General features: G+C 55.8%; 23 protein-coding genes. All 23 read left to right on the top strand.

Annotated features, from left to right (window positions below; translation table 11 throughout):
• Positions 1-56: 56 nt before the first annotated feature.
• The 23 genes from rpoC (at position 57) to rplR (ending at position 16,927) form a co-directional block, all read left to right on the top strand.
• Positions 57-4,271: a DNA-directed RNA polymerase subunit beta' gene (gene rpoC, locus D0851_RS15615; RefSeq protein WP_117619466.1), complete on the top strand. Its 4,215-nt coding sequence runs from the start codon at positions 57-59 to the stop codon at positions 4,269-4,271.
• Between the two features lie 167 nt (positions 4,272-4,438).
• On the top strand, positions 4,439-4,813 hold the full coding sequence (rpsL, locus tag D0851_RS15620) for a 30S ribosomal protein S12 (protein WP_008174844.1): 375 nt from the start codon (positions 4,439-4,441) through the stop codon (positions 4,811-4,813).
• A gap of 114 nt (positions 4,814-4,927) precedes the next feature.
• Complete coding sequence (gene rpsG / locus D0851_RS15625) at positions 4,928-5,398, top strand: 30S ribosomal protein S7 (RefSeq protein WP_099619739.1); 471 nt, start codon at positions 4,928-4,930, stop codon at positions 5,396-5,398.
• An 18-nt stretch (positions 5,399-5,416) separates the two neighbouring features.
• Positions 5,417-7,522, top strand: a complete 2,106-nt coding sequence (fusA, locus tag D0851_RS15630; protein WP_117619467.1) for an elongation factor G — start codon at positions 5,417-5,419, stop codon at positions 7,520-7,522.
• A gap of 35 nt (positions 7,523-7,557) precedes the next feature.
• On the top strand, positions 7,558-8,754 hold the full coding sequence (tuf, locus tag D0851_RS15635; RefSeq protein ID WP_117619468.1) for an elongation factor Tu: 1,197 nt from the start codon (positions 7,558-7,560) through the stop codon (positions 8,752-8,754).
• A gap of 186 nt (positions 8,755-8,940) precedes the next feature.
• Entirely contained in the window at positions 8,941-9,252 is a 312-nt protein-coding gene (gene rpsJ / locus D0851_RS15640) for a 30S ribosomal protein S10 (RefSeq protein WP_041341420.1), read from the top strand.
• A 77-nt stretch (positions 9,253-9,329) separates the two neighbouring features.
• Positions 9,330-9,968 carry a 50S ribosomal protein L3 gene (gene rplC / locus D0851_RS15645; RefSeq protein WP_008174858.1) on the top strand — a complete coding sequence of 213 codons (639 nt, stop codon included), beginning with the start codon at positions 9,330-9,332 and terminating at the stop codon, positions 9,966-9,968.
• A gap of 11 nt (positions 9,969-9,979) precedes the next feature.
• Positions 9,980-10,585 (top strand): 50S ribosomal protein L4, encoded by a 606-nt coding sequence (gene rplD, locus D0851_RS15650; RefSeq protein ID WP_117619469.1) that lies wholly within the window; start codon positions 9,980-9,982, stop codon positions 10,583-10,585.
• Positions 10,582-10,875, top strand: a complete 294-nt coding sequence (gene rplW, locus D0851_RS15655; protein WP_117619470.1) for a 50S ribosomal protein L23 — start codon at positions 10,582-10,584, stop codon at positions 10,873-10,875. The genes rplD and rplW overlap by 4 nt, the downstream gene beginning before the upstream one ends.
• 17 nt (positions 10,876-10,892) lie before the next feature.
• On the top strand, positions 10,893-11,720 hold the full coding sequence (rplB, locus tag D0851_RS15660; RefSeq protein WP_117619471.1) for a 50S ribosomal protein L2: 828 nt from the start codon (positions 10,893-10,895) through the stop codon (positions 11,718-11,720).
• 23 nt (positions 11,721-11,743) lie between these two features.
• Positions 11,744-12,019: a 30S ribosomal protein S19 gene (rpsS, locus tag D0851_RS15665; RefSeq protein ID WP_007154011.1), complete on the top strand. Its 276-nt coding sequence runs from the start codon at positions 11,744-11,746 to the stop codon at positions 12,017-12,019.
• Between the two features lie 16 nt (positions 12,020-12,035).
• Positions 12,036-12,368 (top strand): 50S ribosomal protein L22, encoded by a 333-nt coding sequence (gene rplV / locus D0851_RS15670; protein WP_048497742.1) that lies wholly within the window; start codon positions 12,036-12,038, stop codon positions 12,366-12,368.
• An 11-nt stretch (positions 12,369-12,379) separates the two neighbouring features.
• A complete protein-coding gene (gene rpsC / locus D0851_RS15675; RefSeq protein ID WP_048497743.1) occupies positions 12,380-13,063 on the top strand; it encodes a 30S ribosomal protein S3 in 684 nt (227 codons plus the stop codon).
• A 12-nt stretch (positions 13,064-13,075) separates the two neighbouring features.
• Positions 13,076-13,489, top strand: coding sequence for a 50S ribosomal protein L16 (gene rplP / locus D0851_RS15680; RefSeq protein WP_048497744.1), 414 nt, complete (start codon positions 13,076-13,078; stop codon positions 13,487-13,489).
• Positions 13,489-13,680: a 50S ribosomal protein L29 gene (gene rpmC, locus D0851_RS15685; protein ID WP_048497745.1), complete on the top strand. Its 192-nt coding sequence runs from the start codon at positions 13,489-13,491 to the stop codon at positions 13,678-13,680. Before rplP ends, rpmC begins: the two co-directional genes overlap by 1 nt.
• Position 13,681: 1 nt before the next feature.
• Complete coding sequence (gene rpsQ, locus D0851_RS15690; protein ID WP_008174879.1) at positions 13,682-13,948, top strand: 30S ribosomal protein S17; 267 nt, start codon at positions 13,682-13,684, stop codon at positions 13,946-13,948.
• Positions 13,949-13,966: 18 nt separating this feature from the next.
• Positions 13,967-14,335, top strand: coding sequence for a 50S ribosomal protein L14 (gene rplN, locus D0851_RS15695; protein WP_007154005.1), 369 nt, complete (start codon positions 13,967-13,969; stop codon positions 14,333-14,335).
• Between the two features lie 17 nt (positions 14,336-14,352).
• Entirely contained in the window at positions 14,353-14,673 is a 321-nt protein-coding gene (gene rplX, locus D0851_RS15700) for a 50S ribosomal protein L24 (RefSeq protein ID WP_117619472.1), read from the top strand.
• 15 nt (positions 14,674-14,688) lie between these two features.
• Positions 14,689-15,228: a 50S ribosomal protein L5 gene (gene rplE, locus D0851_RS15705; RefSeq protein WP_117619473.1), complete on the top strand. Its 540-nt coding sequence runs from the start codon at positions 14,689-14,691 to the stop codon at positions 15,226-15,228.
• 12 nt (positions 15,229-15,240) lie between these two features.
• Positions 15,241-15,546, top strand: a complete 306-nt coding sequence (rpsN, locus tag D0851_RS15710; RefSeq protein WP_048497748.1) for a 30S ribosomal protein S14 — start codon at positions 15,241-15,243, stop codon at positions 15,544-15,546.
• Positions 15,547-15,634: 88 nt separating this feature from the next.
• A complete protein-coding gene (rpsH, locus tag D0851_RS15715; protein ID WP_117619474.1) occupies positions 15,635-16,027 on the top strand; it encodes a 30S ribosomal protein S8 in 393 nt (130 codons plus the stop codon).
• Positions 16,028-16,036: 9 nt separating this feature from the next.
• Entirely contained in the window at positions 16,037-16,570 is a 534-nt protein-coding gene (rplF, locus tag D0851_RS15720; RefSeq protein WP_117619475.1) for a 50S ribosomal protein L6, read from the top strand.
• 9 nt (positions 16,571-16,579) lie between these two features.
• Positions 16,580-16,927 carry a 50S ribosomal protein L18 gene (rplR, locus tag D0851_RS15725; RefSeq protein ID WP_048497751.1) on the top strand — a complete coding sequence of 116 codons (348 nt, stop codon included), beginning with the start codon at positions 16,580-16,582 and terminating at the stop codon, positions 16,925-16,927.
• The last annotated feature ends 2 nt before the right edge of the window (positions 16,928-16,929 follow it).

Genomic DNA, 16,929 nt, shown 5'->3' on the forward strand with positions numbered 1-16,929 from the left:
GTGAGCGGGCACGACCTGTGCCCGCCCGAGATTAACGCCATCCGGAGCTTTTACTGATGAAAGATTTGCTGAATCTTCTCAAGAGCCAGAACCAAAGCAAGGAATTTGACGCCATCCGAATTGGCCTGGCGTCGCCTGATATGATCCGTTCCTGGTCCTTTGGCGAAGTGAAGAAGCCTGAGACCATTAACTACCGTACCTTCAAGCCGGAGCGCGACGGTCTTTTCTGTGCCAAGATCTTCGGCCCGATCAAGGACTATGAGTGCCTGTGTGGCAAGTACAAGCGTCTGAAGCACCGCGGTGTCATCTGCGAGAAGTGTGGCGTTGAGGTTGCGCTGGCCAGTGTGCGTCGTGAGCGCATGGGCCACATCGAGCTGGCCAGCCCGGTGGCACACATCTGGTTCCTGAAGTCACTGCCGTCCCGCATTGGCCTGATGCTGGACATGACCCTGCGCGACATCGAGCGGGTCCTGTACTTCGAATCCTTTATTGTGATCGATCCGGGGATGACCACCCTGGAGAAAGGGCAACTGCTGAATGACGAGCAGTACTACGAAGCCCTGGAAGAATTCGGTGACGAGTTCGACGCCCGCATGGGTGCCGAAGCGGTCAAGGAGCTGCTGGAAGGTATCGACCTGCAGGAAGAGGTTGATGCGCTGCGTGAAGAGATCCCGCAGACCAACTCTGAAACCAAGATCAAGAAATTCAGCAAGCGCCTGAAGATTCTCGAGGCGTTCCTGTACTCCGGCAACAAGCCGGGCGACATGGTCATGACCGTGCTGCCGGTTCTTCCGCCGGATCTGCGTCCGCTGGTGCCGCTGGACGGCGGTCGGTTTGCGACGTCAGACCTGAACGACCTGTACCGCCGGGTAATTAACCGGAACAACCGGCTCAAGCGCCTGCTGGAGCTGAATGCTCCGGACATTATCGTGCGCAACGAGAAACGGATGCTGCAGGAAGCCGTGGACGCGCTGCTGGACAACGGCCGTCGTGGCCGTGCCATCACCGGCACCAACAAGCGCCCGCTGAAGTCCCTGGCTGACATGATTAAGGGTAAGCAGGGTCGTTTCCGTCAGAACCTGCTGGGTAAGCGGGTGGACTACTCCGGTCGTTCGGTGATCGTGGTCGGCCCCTACCTGCGTCTGCACCAGTGTGGTCTTCCGAAGAAGATGGCCCTGGAGCTGTTCAAGCCGTTTATTTTCTCCAAGCTGGAGCACCGCGGCCTGGCGACCACCATCAAGGCCGCCAAGAAGATGGTTGAGCGTGAGGAAGGCGTGGTCTGGGATATCCTGGACGAAGTCATCCGCGAGCATCCGATCATGCTGAACCGCGCCCCGACCCTGCACCGTCTGGGTATCCAGGCGTTCGAGCCGGTGCTGATCGAAGGCAAGGCGATCCAGCTGCACCCGCTGGTGTGTGCGGCTTACAACGCCGACTTTGACGGTGACCAGATGGCGGTGCACGTACCGCTGACCCTGGAAGCCCAGCTCGAAGCCCGTGCGTTGATGATGTCCACCAACAACGTACTGTCGCCGGCCAACGGCGAGCCGATCATTGTACCGTCCCAGGACGTGGTACTTGGTCTGTACTACATGACCCGTGAGCGCAAGAGCGCCCTCGGTGAAGGTATGGTGTTCTCCGACGTCAAAGAGGCGCACCGGGCCTACGGTGCCGGCAAGGTCGATCTTCAGGCTATTGTGAAGGTTCGGGTGAAAGAAGTTGCGATTGCCGAGGACGGTTCGCGCACCGAAGAGTACAAGATCGTTGATACCACGGTCGGTCGCGCCCTGCTGTTTGATATCGTGCCGGACGGCCTGTCTTACGACCTGGTGAACAAGCCCATGGTCAAGAAGGCTATCTCCAACCTGATCAACACCTGCTACCGTGATGCCGGTCTGAAAGACACGGTTATCTTCGCGGACCAGCTGATGTACATGGGCTATCACTACGCCACCGTGTCCGGTATCTCAATCGGTTTCAACGATTTCGAGATTCCCCCGGAGAAGTACGAGCTGGTTGATGCGGCATCCGCCGAGGTGAAGGATATCGAAACCCAGTACGCGTCAGGTCTGCTGACCCAGGGCGAGAAGTACAACAAGGTTATCGATATCTGGTCCCGTGCCAACGACAAAGTGTCCAAGGCCATGATGGAGCGTCTTTCCAAGGAGCAGGTGATCGGTCCTGACGGGCAGCCTGTCAAGGGTGAAGATGGCGAGTTCGAGATGCAGGAGTCTTTCAACTCCGTGTACATGATGGCCGATTCCGGCGCCCGGGGTTCGGCGGCCCAGATTCGTCAGTTGGCCGGTATGCGTGGCCTGATGGCCAAGCCCGACGGCTCCATCATCGAAACACCGATCACCGCGAACTTCCGTGAGGGTCTGAACGTACTCCAGTACTTCATCTCAACTCACGGTGCCCGGAAAGGTCTGGCGGATACCGCACTGAAGACGGCGAACTCTGGTTACCTGACCCGTCGTCTGGTTGACGTTTCCCAGGATCTGGTTGTTACCGAGGACGATTGCGGTACTGACGAAGGCCTGCTGATGACGCCGCATATCGAAGGCGGCGACGTTGTTGTGCCTCTGGGTGACCGCGTGCTGGGGCGTGTTACAGCCCGTGATGCGTTTACTCCGACAGACAAGGACAACGCCGTTGTTTCGGCGGGCACCCTGCTGGACGAGAAAGCGGTTGAAGCCCTTGAGCAAGCCGGCGTCGACGAAGTCTGGGTTCGTTCCGCGATTACCTGTGAGACCCGTCACGGCATCTGTTCGAAGTGCTATGGCCGCGATCTGGCCCGTGGTCACCGGGTGAACGTTGGCGAGGCCGTGGGTGTTATTGCTGCCCAGTCCATCGGTGAGCCGGGTACCCAGCTGACCATGCGGACCTTCCACATTGGTGGTGCTGCGAGCCGGGCATCGGCCGTTGACAACATCCAGGTCAAGCATGGCGGTACAGTACGCCTGCACAATCTGAAATCGATTGAAAAGAGCGACGGTTCTCTGGTTGTAGTATCCCGTTCCTCTGCCCTGGCCATCGCGGATGATCAGGGGCGTGAACGTGAGTGGTACAAGCTGCCCTACGGTGCCGTGCTGTCCGTGAAGCACGGTGATATGGTTGAAGCTGGTGTTGCGGTGGCCAAGTGGGATCCGCACACTCACCCGATCATCGCCGAAGCGGAAGGCACCGCCAAGTTCGTCAACATGGATCAGGGCATTACCGTCCGCACCCAGACCGACGAACTGACTGGCCTGTCCACCATGGAGGTTATCGACCCCAAAGAGCGTCCTGCGGCGGGTAAGGATATCCGTCCGGCGATCCAGCTGATCGATGCGACAGGAGAAGAGGTGGAGCTGCCAGGTGGCGGCACTGCAATCTTCTTCCTGCCCGCGAACGCCCTGGTTACCATGGCGAACGGCGCCAAGATCGAACTCGGTGACGTGGTTGCCCGGATTCCGCAGGAAAGCTCCAAGACGCGGGATATCACCGGTGGTCTGCCGCGGGTTGCCGATCTGTTCGAGGCCCGTCGCCCGAAAGAGTCTTCTATCCTTGCCGAGATTAGCGGCATAGTGTCTTTCGGTAAGGAAACCAAGGGTAAGAAGCGTCTGGTGATCACGCCGAAGGATGGCGATGCCTACGAAGTACTTATTCCGAAGCATCGTCAGATGAACGTGTTCGAAGGCGAGACGGTTGAAAAGGGTGAAGTGATTTCCGATGGCCCGTCCAACCCGCATGACATCCTGCGCCTGCTGGGTGTTGTCGCGCTTGCCAAGTACATCACCAACGAGATCCAGGACGTGTACCGTCTGCAGGGCGTTGTCATCAACGATAAACACATTGAGGTTATCGTTCGGCAGATGCTGCGCAAGGTCGAAATTACCGATCCGGGTGATACGACCCTGCTGTCCGGTGATCAGGTGGAAATCACCCAGGTGCTGGAAGAAAACGAAAAGGCCGATGTGGCAGACAAGGAGCCGGCGCGGTTCGAGCGTCTGCTGCTGGGTATCACCAAGGCGTCCCTGGCCACGGAGTCGTTCATTTCCGCGGCTTCGTTCCAGGAAACCACCCGGGTACTCACCGAAGGTGCGGTTACCGGTAAACGGGATTACCTCCGCGGCCTGAAAGAAAACGTTGTGGTTGGCCGGCTGATTCCGGCAGGTACCGGTCTGGCTTACCACGCCGAGCGTCGTCGCAAGCGCGAACTGGAAGAACAGGGCGTTACTGCGGCAGACGTGGAAGAAGCTCTGAGCGCCGAGCTCAATCGCGAAAGCTGAGTTGGGCCGGTGCGCCGCCTCCGGGTAGTTACCTACCCGCGAGGTGGTCAAAAAGAGACCAGTCGTCTTGACTGTCCGGGGGCGCAGGCTTACACTTGCGTCCCTTAAATTTTACCCCCTGCACAGGGGGTAAGTTTCATTGATATGGTTTTTTGGAGTTTGCTTACATGGCAACGATTAATCAGTTGGTGCGTAAGCCTCGTAAGCGCAAGGTAGCCAAGAGCGATGTTCCTGCTCTCCAGGCCTGCCCTCAGCGCCGTGGTGTGTGCACTCGTGTGTACACCACAACGCCGAAGAAGCCGAACTCAGCACTGCGTAAAGTGTGCCGTGTTCGCCTGACCAACGGCTACGAGGTTTCCTCTTACATTGGTGGTGAAGGTCACAACCTTCAGGAGCACAGTGTTGTGCTGATCCGTGGCGGTCGAGTAAAAGACCTTCCGGGTGTGCGCTATCACACTGTTCGCGGAACACTGGACACCCAGGGTGTGCAGAACCGTAAGCAGGGCCGCTCCAAGTACGGTGCAAAACGACCCAAGTCCTGATCTCCCGGACGGGTGCCTTTTATCGTTGCTTGTCAGAACGGTAAGAGTAAGGCTGAGTAGCATTTGCTATCTCAGGGGTTCCTGAAGACCTTTTGGATATATAAGGGCTTATCGATGCCTAGAAGAAGAGTTGCAGCAAAACGGGAAATTATCCCGGATCCCAAATTCGGCAGTGCACGTCTTGCCAAGTTCATCAACCACGTGATGGAAAGTGGCAAGAAGTCCGTTGCAGAGCGCATTGTTTACGGCGCGCTGGACATTGTTGCCGAGAAATCAAAAGAAGAGCCGATCGACATGTTCGAGAAGGCCCTGGAAAACATCCAGCCGATGGTTGAGGTCAAGTCCCGTCGTGTGGGTGGTGCTACCTACCAGGTGCCCGTAGAAGTACGGCCTTCCCGTCAGAACGCGCTGGCGATGCGCTGGCTCGTAGAATTTTCACGGAAGCGCGGTGAGAAATCCATGGCACAGCGTCTGGCTGGTGAAATCCTGGACGCCGCTGACAGCAAAGGCTCCGCTGTTAAGAAGCGTGAAGATGTTCACCGCATGGCAGAAGCCAACAAGGCGTTCTCTCACTTCCGTTTCTAATCAGCCGAGGTTTATACAGTGGCACGCAAGACTCCTATCAAGCGTTACAGAAACATTGGTATTTGTGCGCACGTTGATGCGGGCAAAACCACAACCACCGAGCGGGTCCTGTTCTATACAGGTATTTCCCACAAAATCGGTGAGGTTCATGATGGTGCGGCTACCATGGACTGGATGGAGCAGGAGCAGGAGCGTGGTATTACCATTACCTCAGCTGCGACGACCTGTTTCTGGCAGGGCATGGACAAGCAGTATCCGGAGCACCGGATCAATATCATCGACACCCCGGGGCACGTTGACTTTACCATCGAGGTAGAGCGTTCATTGCGCGTACTCGACGGTGCTGTTGTTGTGTTCTGCGGCTCCTCCGGTGTTGAGCCCCAGTCCGAGACTGTGTGGCGTCAGGCCAACAAGTACGAAGTTCCCCGCATGGTGTTCGTCAACAAGATGGACCGTGCCGGTGCCAACTTCCTGCGGGTTGTTGACCAGATCAAGAACCGTCTGGGCGCAAACGCGGTTCCCATTCAGTTGCCGATCGGTTCCGAAGACAAGTTCGCCGGCATCGTCGACCTGATCCGTAACAAGGCGATCTACTGGAATGAAGACGATTCCGGCGCTACTTACGATCAGAGAGACGTTCCTGAGGATATGGTCGAAGAAGTCGCCATGTATCGCGAGCAGATGATGGAAGCCGCGGCGGAAGCGAACGAAGAGTTGATGGAGCGTTACCTCGAAGAGGGCGAGCTCAACATTGACGACATCAAGAAAGGGCTGCGCCTGCGCACCCTGGCCAACGAAATCGTTGTTGCTACTTGCGGCTCCGCGTTCAAGAACAAGGGTGTTCAGGCGGTGCTGGACTCCGTCATCGAATTCCTGCCGGCTCCGGATGAAGTTAAGGCCATCCGTGGTGAGGTGGACGAAGACGGTACCGAAGAGACCCGTCAGGCCGATGATGACGCACCATTTTCAGCGCTTGCCTTCAAGATCGCGACTGATCCGTTCGTTGGTACCCTGACCTTTTTCCGGGTGTACTCTGGCAAGCTGGAATCCGGCAATGCCGTCTACAACTCCGTGAAGGGCAAGAAGGAGCGTGTCGGCCGTATGGTTCAGATGCACTCCAAAGATCGCCAGGAGATCAAAGAGGTTCTGGCGGGTGATATCGCTGCGGCCATCGGCCTGAAGAGTGTGACCACTGGTGACACCCTGTGCGACGAAAACCACAAGATCATCCTTGAGCGTATGGAATTCCCGGAGCCGGTAATTTCCGTAGCGGTTGAGCCGAAGTCCAAGGCGGACCAGGAGAAGATGGGTGTTGCTTTGGGCAAGCTGGCCCAGGAAGATCCGTCATTCCGGGTGCGTACCGACGAGGAATCCGGGCAGACCATTATCTCCGGTATGGGTGAGCTTCATCTGGATATCATCGTTGACCGTATGCGTCGCGAGTTCAAGGTTGAAGCCAACATTGGCAAGCCGCAGGTGGCTTATCGTGAGTGCATCCGCAAGCCGGTAGACGTCGAAGGCAAGTTTGTTCGTCAGTCCGGTGGTCGCGGTCAGTACGGTCACGTCAAGATCAAGCTTGAGCCGCTGCCACTGGATGATGAAGATGGCGAAAACTTTATCTTCGTGAATGAGATTGTTGGTGGTGTGGTTCCGAAGGAATACATCCCGGCAGTCCAGCAGGGTATTTCCGAGCAGATGCAGAACGGCTGTCTGGCCGGCTATCCGCTGCTGCGCATCAAGGCGACCCTGTATGACGGCTCCTATCACGATGTTGACTCCAACGAGATGGCTTTCAAAGTCGCCGGCTCCATGGCGATGAAGAAAGGTGCTCTGGAAGCCAATCCTGCGCTTCTCGAGCCTATCATGAGAGTTGAGGTTGTCAGCCCTGAGGAATATATGGGTGACGTCGTCGGTGATTTGAACCGTCGTCGCGGCCTGATTCAGGGTATGGATGAAGGCCCCTCGGGTAAAGTCATCCGCGCAGAAGTTCCGTTGTCGGAGATGTTCGGTTACGCCACTGACCTGCGTTCAGCGACTCAGGGTCGGGCGTCTTATGCGATGGAGTTCTCTCGCTATATGGAAGCTCCTTCGAACATTGCCGAAGCGATCATTAAAAAGGGTTGATCCCCAGGACTTAAGAAACAGGAAGAGGTGTAACCGTGTCTAAATCTAAATTTGAGCGTAATAAGCCGCACTTGAACGTGGGCACCATTGGTCACGTTGACCATGGCAAGACCACTTTGACAGCAGCCCTGACTCGCGTGTGTCACGAAGTCTGGGGTACGGGTGAGAGCCGTGCGTTTGACCAGATTGATAACGCCCCGGAAGAGCGTGCGCGTGGTATTACCATTGCGACCTCTCACGTTGAGTACGATTCCCCGACCCGTCACTACGCTCACGTAGACTGCCCGGGCCACGCGGATTATGTGAAGAACATGATCACGGGTGCGGCCCAGATGGACGGCGCTATTCTGGTTTGCTCCGCAGCGGACGGCCCCATGCCGCAGACTCGTGAGCACATCCTGCTGTCCCGTCAGGTGGGCGTACCTTACATCGTTGTGTTCCTGAACAAGGCGGACATGGTAGACGATGAAGAGTTGCTTGAGCTGGTAGAGATGGAAGTTCGTGACCTGCTGAGCCAGTACGACTTCCCGGGTGACGACACGCCGATCATTACCGGTTCTGCGCTGATGGCGCTGGAAGGCAAAGATGACAACGAGATGGGTACTTCGGCGGTCAAGAAGCTGGTAGAGGCCCTGGACGACTACATCCCTGAGCCGGAGCGTGCGATTGATCAGCCGTTCCTGATGCCGATTGAGGACGTATTCTCCATCTCCGGTCGTGGTACGGTGGTAACCGGTCGTGTTGAGCGTGGCATCATCAAGGTTGGTGACGAAGTGGAAATCGTGGGTATCAAGGATACCGTGAAGACCACGTGTACCGGCGTTGAAATGTTCCGCAAGCTGCTGGACGAAGGCCGTGCTGGTGAGAACGTGGGTGTTCTGCTGCGTGGAACCAAGCGTGACGACGTTGAGCGTGGTCAGGTTCTGTGTGTGCCGGGCTCCATCAAGCCGCACACCAAGTTCGAGTGCGAAGTGTACGTGCTGTCCAAGGAAGAGGGTGGTCGTCATACGCCGTTCTTCAAGGGCTACCGTCCGCAGTTCTACTTCCGTACTACCGACGTAACGGGTTCCTGTGAACTGCCGGAAGGCGTGGAAATGGTTATGCCGGGTGACAACGTGAAGATGAGTGTTACCCTGATTGCTCCGATCGCCATGGAAGATGGTCTGCGCTTCGCGATTCGCGAAGGCGGCCGTACCGTTGGTGCCGGCGTGGTCTCCAAGATCATCGAGTAATTCGCTCGTTTGGTCCGGGAAAAAGGGGCTGAAGTATCAGCCCCTTTTTCTGTTAAAGCCGCATATGTTACCCAACCGTGTCAATCTGCATGGCAGTTGACACGGTTGGGTATTATGCATACAATGCGGCTCCTTTTTTTGAAGGTCGGCTAACTAGTAGCTGCTACGAGTGGAGTTTGGTGCATCATGCAAAGCCAAAAAATTCGAATCCGGTTGAAGGCGTTTGATTATCGCCTTATCGACCAGTCCACGCAGGAGATTGTCGATACCGCCAAGCGGACCGGCGCTCAGGTGCGTGGGCCTATTCCTCTGCCGACGCGGAAGGAAAAGTACACAATATTGGTCTCTCCGCACGTCAATAAGGACGCGCGCGATCAATATGAAATTCGTACTCACAAGCGTCTGCTCGACATCGTCGAGCCGACGGAGAAGACAGTAGATGCTTTGATGAAGCTGGACCTGGCAGCAGGTGTAGACGTTCAGATCAGCCTCGGCTAATACCTGCCCGGTATCAGTCTGTGTAACTGTCATAAGGCCATAGAGGGTGAGAGCCCCGTACACTTAAGAGGTGAAACATGGCAATTGGTGTTGTCGGTCGTAAGGCCGGTATGACCCGTATTTTTACGGAAGACGGGCAGGCGCTGCCCGTAACGGTAATCGAGGTTGAGCCCAACCGGATTACCCAACTTAAGACTCTTGAAAGCGATGGCTACCGTGCCGTTCAGGTTACTGTGGGTACCCGTCGTTCCTCCCGTGTAACCAAGAGTGAGGCTGGTCACTTTGCCAAGGCGGGCGTTGAAGCCGGTCGTGGTATGTGGGAATTCCGCCTGGCTGATGGCGAAGGTGAAGACCTGGCTGCCGGCGGCGAGATTACGGCCTCCGTCTTTGAAGACGGTCAGGTGGTTGATGCCATCGGACAGTCCAAAGGTAAGGGTTTTCAGGGCGGCGTTAAGCGCTGGAACTTCTCCATGCAGGACGCTACCCACGGTAACTCCCTCTCTCACCGTGCTCCGGGCTCCATTGGTCAGAACCAGACTCCGGGTAAGGTATTCAAGGGCAAAAAGATGGCGGGCCAGATGGGTAACGCACAGGTTACCGTGCAGAACCTGAAAATTGTCCGTGTCGACGCCGAGCGCAACCTGCTGCTGGTAAGTGGTGCCGTACCCGGCGCAACTGGCGGCGATGTTGTCATCAAGCCTGCAGTTAAAGCCTGAGGAGCGGTGCGATGGAATTGACTATTACGGGTAGCGGCAAGGGAATCTCTGTTTCCGAGGCCGCATTCGCCAAAGATTTTAACGAGTCGCTGGTTCACCAGGTTGTTACTGCTTACATGGCAGCTGGCCGCCAGGGTACCAAGGCTCAGAAGACGCGTTCCGAAGTCAGCGGTGGCGGTAAAAAGCCATGGCGTCAGAAGGGCACCGGTCGTGCCCGTGCCGGTACTATCCGTAGCCCGATCTGGCGCTCCGGTGGCGTTACCTTCGCAGCAAAGCCCCGTAGTTTTGAGCAGAAGGTTAACCGCAAGATGTACCGCGCAGCGATGCGCTCCATTTTTTCCGAGCTGGTTCGCCAGGAGCGTCTGGTTGTTGTTGACGACATGAACGTTGACAGCCCCAAGACCAAGGCATTCAACGCCAAGCTGAAGGATATCGGTGTGACCAACGCACTGATTCTGTCCGACAATGTCGAGCAGAATCTGCACCTGGCAGCACGCAACATCCCGCACATTGACGTGCGCGACATTGCTGGCCTGGATCCGGTTAGCCTGGTTTCCTTCGAGAAAGTCGTTGTGACTGTTCCCGCTCTGAAGAAGATCGAGGAGATGCTGGGATGAATCAGGAACGCATTTATCAGGTCCTGCTTGGGCCGCACGTATCGGAAAAAGCTTCTCTGGTGGCCGAGCACGGCCAGGTTGTTTTCCGGGTTGCCCCGGATGCCACCAAGCCCGAGATCAAGAAGGCCGTTGAGCAGCTGTTCAACGTCACCGTAGAAGGTGTTCAGGTTCTGAACCGAAAGGGTAAGCTCAAGCGCACCACCCGCGGGTTCGGCAAGCGTAATGACATTCGTAAGGCTTACGTAAAGCTGGCTGAAGGTCAGGACATCGATTTTCTGGATGTGGAATAAGGTAAAGGGGTCGTAATATGCCGATCGTCAAAACCAAACCAACATCTGCCGGACGCCGTCACGTTGTAAAGCTTTACAACCCGGATCTGTACACTGGGCGCCCTTACGAGCCGTTGGTAGAAAGAAAGAACAAGACGGGTGGTCGTAACAATGTAGGCCGCATTACAACCCGTCACATGGGTGGTGGTCACAAGAAGCACTACCGTGTTATCGATTTCAAGCGGACCAAAGATGGTGTCCCGGCGGTCATTGAGCGCCTGGAATACGATCCTAACCGCTCTGCGCACATTGCACTGCTGAAGTACGCCGATGGCGAGCGTCGTTACATTGTCGCTCCCAAGGGTATGCAGATCGGTGATCCTGTGCGCTCCGGTATCGACGCGCCGATTAAAGTGGGCAGCACGCTGCCGCTCCGGAATATTCCGGTCGGTTCCGTGGTCCACTGCGTCGAACTCAAACCTGGCAAAGGTGCACAGCTGGCCCGTTCCGCGGGCGCATCCGTACAGCTGGTTGCCCGGGAAGGTGCTTATGCCACCATCCGCCTGCGCTCAGGTGAAATGCGAAAGGTGCTTGTAGATTGCCGTGCCACGCTGGGTGAAGTATCCAACAGCGAGCACAGCCTCAAGCAGCTTGGTAAAGCGGGTGCATCACGCTGGCGCGGCAAACGGCCAACCGTACGTGGTGTTGCTATGAACCCAGTTGACCACCCACATGGTGGTGGTGAAGGGCGTACCTCTGGCGGGCGTCACCCGGTTACTCCGTGGGGTGTTCCGACCAAAGGGCATAAGACTCGTAAGAACAAGCGTACTGACAAGATGATAGTACGTCGTCGTTCGGCCAAGTAAACGACTACATAGAGGTAATTGCTGTGCCACGTTCTTTGAAGAAAGGTCCTTTTATAGACCTGCATCTGTTGAAGAAGGTCGAGGCAGCTCTGGAAGCTAATGACAAGCGGCCGATCAAAACCTGGTCGCGTCGGTCAACAGTTTTTCCGGAGATGGTAGGCCTGACCATTGCAGTCCACAACGGCAAGCAGCACGTGCCGGTTTATGTCACCGAAGATATGGTTGGGCATAAACTGGGTGAGTTCGCGGCAACGCGTACTTATCGTGGTCATGCGGCCGACAAGAAAGCTAAACGCTGATTGTGAGGTAATAGAAATGGAAGTAGCAGCCAAGTACAAGGGCGCTCGCCTCTCAGCTCAGAAAGCACGTCTTGTCGCTGACCAAGTACGCGGCAAGGCTGTTGAGGACGCCCTGAACATTCTGACTTTCAGCCCGAAAAAGGCGGCAACAGTCATCAAGAAAGCTCTTGAGTCTGCCATCGCCAACGCTGAGCACAACGAAGGTCTGGACGTTGACGAACTGCGGGTTTCCACCGTGATGGTGGATGAGGGTCCGACGCTCAAGCGAATCAAAGCTCGAGCCAAGGGGCGCGCTGACCGGATTTTCAAGCGCACCTGCCATATCACCGTCAAGGTCGCCGACAAGTAGGAGATGCTCAGATGGGTCATAAAGTAAATCCAACCGGTATGCGCCTGGGTGTGATCAAAGAGCACAACTCAGTCTGGTATGCCGACAAAAAGGAATACGCGAAAAACCTGTTGAATGATATTCAGGTTCGCGAATTCCTCGACAAGCGCCTGGTGAAGGCGTCTGTCAGCAAGATTGTGATCGAGCGCCCTGCTCAGAACGCCCGTATCACGATCCATACTGCCCGTCCCGGTATTGTTATCGGTAAGAAGGGTGAAGATGTTGATCGTCTGCGTCGCGAAGTAAGCGACATGATGGGTGTGCCTGTGCATATCAACATCGAAGAAGTCCGCAAGCCGGACCTGGATGCCCGCCTGGTAGCGCAAAACGTTGCCGGCCAGCTGGAGCGTCGTGTGATGTTCCGTCGCGCTATGAAGCGTGCGGTACAGAACGCCATGCGCCAGGGAGCCAAGGGTATCAAGATCCAGGTAGGCGGTCGTCTCGGGGGTGCTGAAATCGCGCGTTCCGAGTGGTATCGCGAAGGTCGTGTACCTCTGCACACTCTGCGTGCAGATATTGATTACGCAACCTACGAAGCGCATACCACTTACGGCGTAATCGGCGTCAAGGTATGGATCTTCAAAGGTGAGATTCTTGGTGGTATGGAGCAGGTCCGTGCTGACAAGAAAGCCTCTGGGAAGAAAGGTTCTAAGTAAAGGGGCACTCTTATGCTGCAACCAAAACGCACCAAATTTCGCAAGGTAATGAAAGGCCGTAATACCGGTCTTGCTCACCGCGCCAACAAGGTGAGCTTCGGTGAATACGGATTGAAGGCGACCAGCCGTGGGCGTATAACTGCGCGCCAGATTGAGGCAGCGCGTCGTACCATGACTCGTCGCATCAAGCGGGGCGGTAAGATCTGGATCCGGGTCTTCCCGGACAAGCCGATCACCGGAAAGCCGCTTGAAGTTCGAATGGGTAAAGGTAAGGGTTCTGTCGAGTATTGGGTGGCTGAAATCCAGCCAGGCCGCATGCTCTACGAGATGGAAGGTGTCGCCGAAGACGTGGCACGCGAAGCTTTCACGCTCGCTGCGGCCAAATTGCCGGTACAGACCACCTTTGTAACGAGGACGGTGATGTGATGAAAGCAACAGAGCTGCGTGAAAAATCCGTCGAGGAGCTGAACAAAGAGTTGATCGACCTCCTGAAGGAGCAGTTCAACCTGCGCATGCGTAAGGCGACAGGTCAGCTGAATCAGTCTCATCTTCTCGCTAAGGTGAAGCGCGACATCGCTCGCGTGAAAACAGTATTGAATGACAAGGCAGGACAGTGACATGACTGAAGCTACCCAAACTGCCAGAACTCTGAGCGGCAAGGTCGTGAGCAACAAGATGGAGAAATCCATTGTGGTGCTGGTCGAACGTCAGGTGAAACACCCGCTGTACGGTAAGTACATGAAGCGTTCAACCAAGATCCATGCTCATGATGAGAGCAATCAGTGCAACATCGGCGACACTGTGACCATTCAGGAAACCCGTCCGGTCTCCAAGACCAAGAGTTGGGCCCTGGTGGAAGTCACCGAACGTGCATCCAAGGTGTAATTCGCCCGGAGAACAACCATGATTCAGACTCAAACAATGCTTGAAGTCGCGGATAACAGCGGTGCGCGTCAGGTGATGTGCATCAAGGTCCTGGGCGGTTCACACCGGCGTTATGCCAGCGTAGGGGATATCATCAAGGTGACCGTCAAGGAAGCCATCCCCCGCGGTAAAGTGAAGAAAGGCCAGGTCCTGAAAGCTGTCGTGGTGCGCACCCGCAAGGGTGTTCGCCGTCCCGACGGTTCGCTGATCCGTTTCGACGGAAACGCGGCAGTACTTCTGAACAATCAGGACGCTCCTATTGGTACCCGTATCTTCGGACCGGTTACCCGTGAACTGCGTAATGAGAAGTTCATGAAAATTATCTCACTGGCACCCGAAGTACTTTAAAGGACCAGAGGCCGGTTATGAAAAAGATCAAACGAGATGACGAAGTAATCGTCACTACGGGGAAAGATAAAGGCAAACGTGGTAAAGTCCTGAAGGTTCAGGATGATGGCCGTATGGTTGTTTCTGGCATCAATATGATGAAGAAGCACACCAAGCCAAACCCGATGCTGGGCTCCCCAGGTGGCATCGTCGAAAAAGAAGCACCTATCCAGGCTTCCAACGTGGCTATTTTTAATCCGCAGACCGGCAAAGCCGATCGTGTAGGCTTCCAGACCAGGGAAGACGGCGCGAAAGTGCGGATCTTTAAGTCCACGAACGAAGCTGTCGATAACCAGTAAGCGGTGGTGGTTACGATGCTTAACAGTAAAGAGCAGTACAGTAAGGAAGTGGTACCCGCCCTGCAGAAAGAGTTCGGCTACAAGAACGTGATGCAGGTGCCGCGTATCGAAAAGATCACCCTTAACATGGGTGTCGGCGAAGCGGTTGGTGACAAAAAACTGATTGAAAATGCCGTGGCGGATCTTGAGCGCCTGGCAGGTCAGAAAGTGGTTGTTACCAAGGCACGTAAATCCGTTGCGGGTTTCAAGATCCGTGAAGGTTGGCCTATCGGTTGTAAAGTTACCCTGCGTGGCGAACGTATGTGGGATTTCTTTGATCGCCTGGTTCACATTGCGGTTCCCCGCATTCGTGACTTCCGGGGTCTGAATCCCAAGTCGTTCGACGGTCGTGGTAACTACAGCATGGGTGTGCGTGAGCAGATCATTTTCCCCGAGATCGAGTACGACAGAGTCGACAAGATCCGTGGTCTGGACATCACCATTACCACCACTGCCGGTACCGACGATGAAGGTCGCGAACTGTTGAAAGCCTTTGGCTTTCCGTTCAAGAAATAAGGAACGAGTGTAATGGCTAAGGTTTCCATGAAGAACCGTGAGCTCAAGCGCGAGCAGACTGTTGCGAAATTTGCAGCAAAGCGTGCTGAACTCAAGGCGATTATCAAGAACCCGAATACCAGCGATGATGACCGTTGGAATGCACAGATGAAGCTTCAGCAGCTTCCTCGCGATGCGTCCCCTTCGCGTCTTCGTAATCGTTGCCAGGTGACTGGTCGGCCGCACGGCGTTCTGCGCAAGTTCGAGCTTTCACGGATCAAACTCCGTGAATACGGCATGCGTGGTGACGTTCCGGGCCTGACCAAGGCAAGCTGGTAAGATAGGTACCCTGACTCCGGTCAGGTGCCTGTTGGTAAGCGGTGCGGCACGCCGCTGCACAACTAAAAAGATCAGGAGCCTCATACCAATGAGTATGCAAGACACGCTTGCGGATATGTTCACTCGTATCCGTAATGCACAGATGGCATCAAAAGCAGACGTTGCGATGCCGTCTTCAAAGATGAAGATCTCCGTAGCCCAGGTCCTTAAGGATGAAGGTTACGTTGACGATTTTTCCGTTTCAGCCGACGCGAAGCCCGAGCTGACGATCACTCTGAAGTACTTCGGTGGCAAGCCGGTTATTGAAGAGATCAAGCGGGTCAGCCGTCCGAGTCTGCGCCAGTACAAAGGCGCTGGGGAACTGCCGAAAGTATCCGGTGGTCTGGGAGTCGCGATTGTCTCAACGTCCAAGGGCGTTATGACAGACCGCGCCGCACGTGCTGCTGGCGTGGGTGGCGAAGTCATCTGCACCGTATTCTAGGAGAACCACATGTCCAGGGTTGCCAATAATCCTGTCGTGCTGCCTTCCGGTGTTGAGGTTAAGCTGAACGGACAGGAAATCAATGTGAAGGGCTCCAAGGGAGCGCTTCAAATCACCATTCACCAGGCGGTTGAAGTAAAGCAGGAAGAAAATGTTCTGCGCTTTGCGGCTCGCGATGGTGCTAAACAGTCCCGCGCTCTTGCTGGTACTACTCGTGCACTGGTCAACAACATGGTGACCGGTGTCTCCACAGGCTGGGAACGTAAACTTCAGCTGACGGGCGTAGGTTACCGTGCCCAGGCGCAAGGTAAGAAGCTCAACCTGACACTGGGTTTTTCGCACCCGGTCGAGTATGAGCTGCCCGAGGGGATTACCGCAGAAACTCCGTCCAATACGGAAGTTGTGATTCGCGGTATCGACAAGCAACAGGTTGGCCAGGTCGCTGCGGAAGTCCGCGCGTTCCGTCCGCCCGAGCCTTATAAGGGCAAGGGTGTTCGTTATGCGGATGAGCAGGTCAGACGCAAAGAAGCCAAGAAGAAATAAGGCGGGACTATGAGCGCGAATAACGAAAGATTGCGTCGCGCACGCAAAGTGCGCATGAAGATCCGTGAGCTGGGTACCAATCGCCTGTGCGTGCATCGCACACCGCGTCACATGTACGCCCAGGTCACGACTGCAGATGGCAGCAAGGTTATTGCCACTGCCTCCACGTTGGATAAGGAACTGCGCCAGGGTGCAACCGGTAACGTGGACGCTGCCAAGAAGGTCGGTCAGTTGATTGCTGAGCGTGCCAAGGCGGCAGGTGTTGAGCAGGTTGCTTTTGACCGCTCCGGTTACCGTTATCACGGCCGTGTCCAGGCGTTGGCCGACGCAGCCCGTGAAGCTGGCTTGCAATTCTAAGA

It is taken from the genome of Marinobacter sp. Arc7-DN-1 (assembly GCF_003441595.1).
GTDB lineage: Bacteria > Pseudomonadota > Gammaproteobacteria > Pseudomonadales > Oleiphilaceae > Marinobacter > Marinobacter metalliresistant.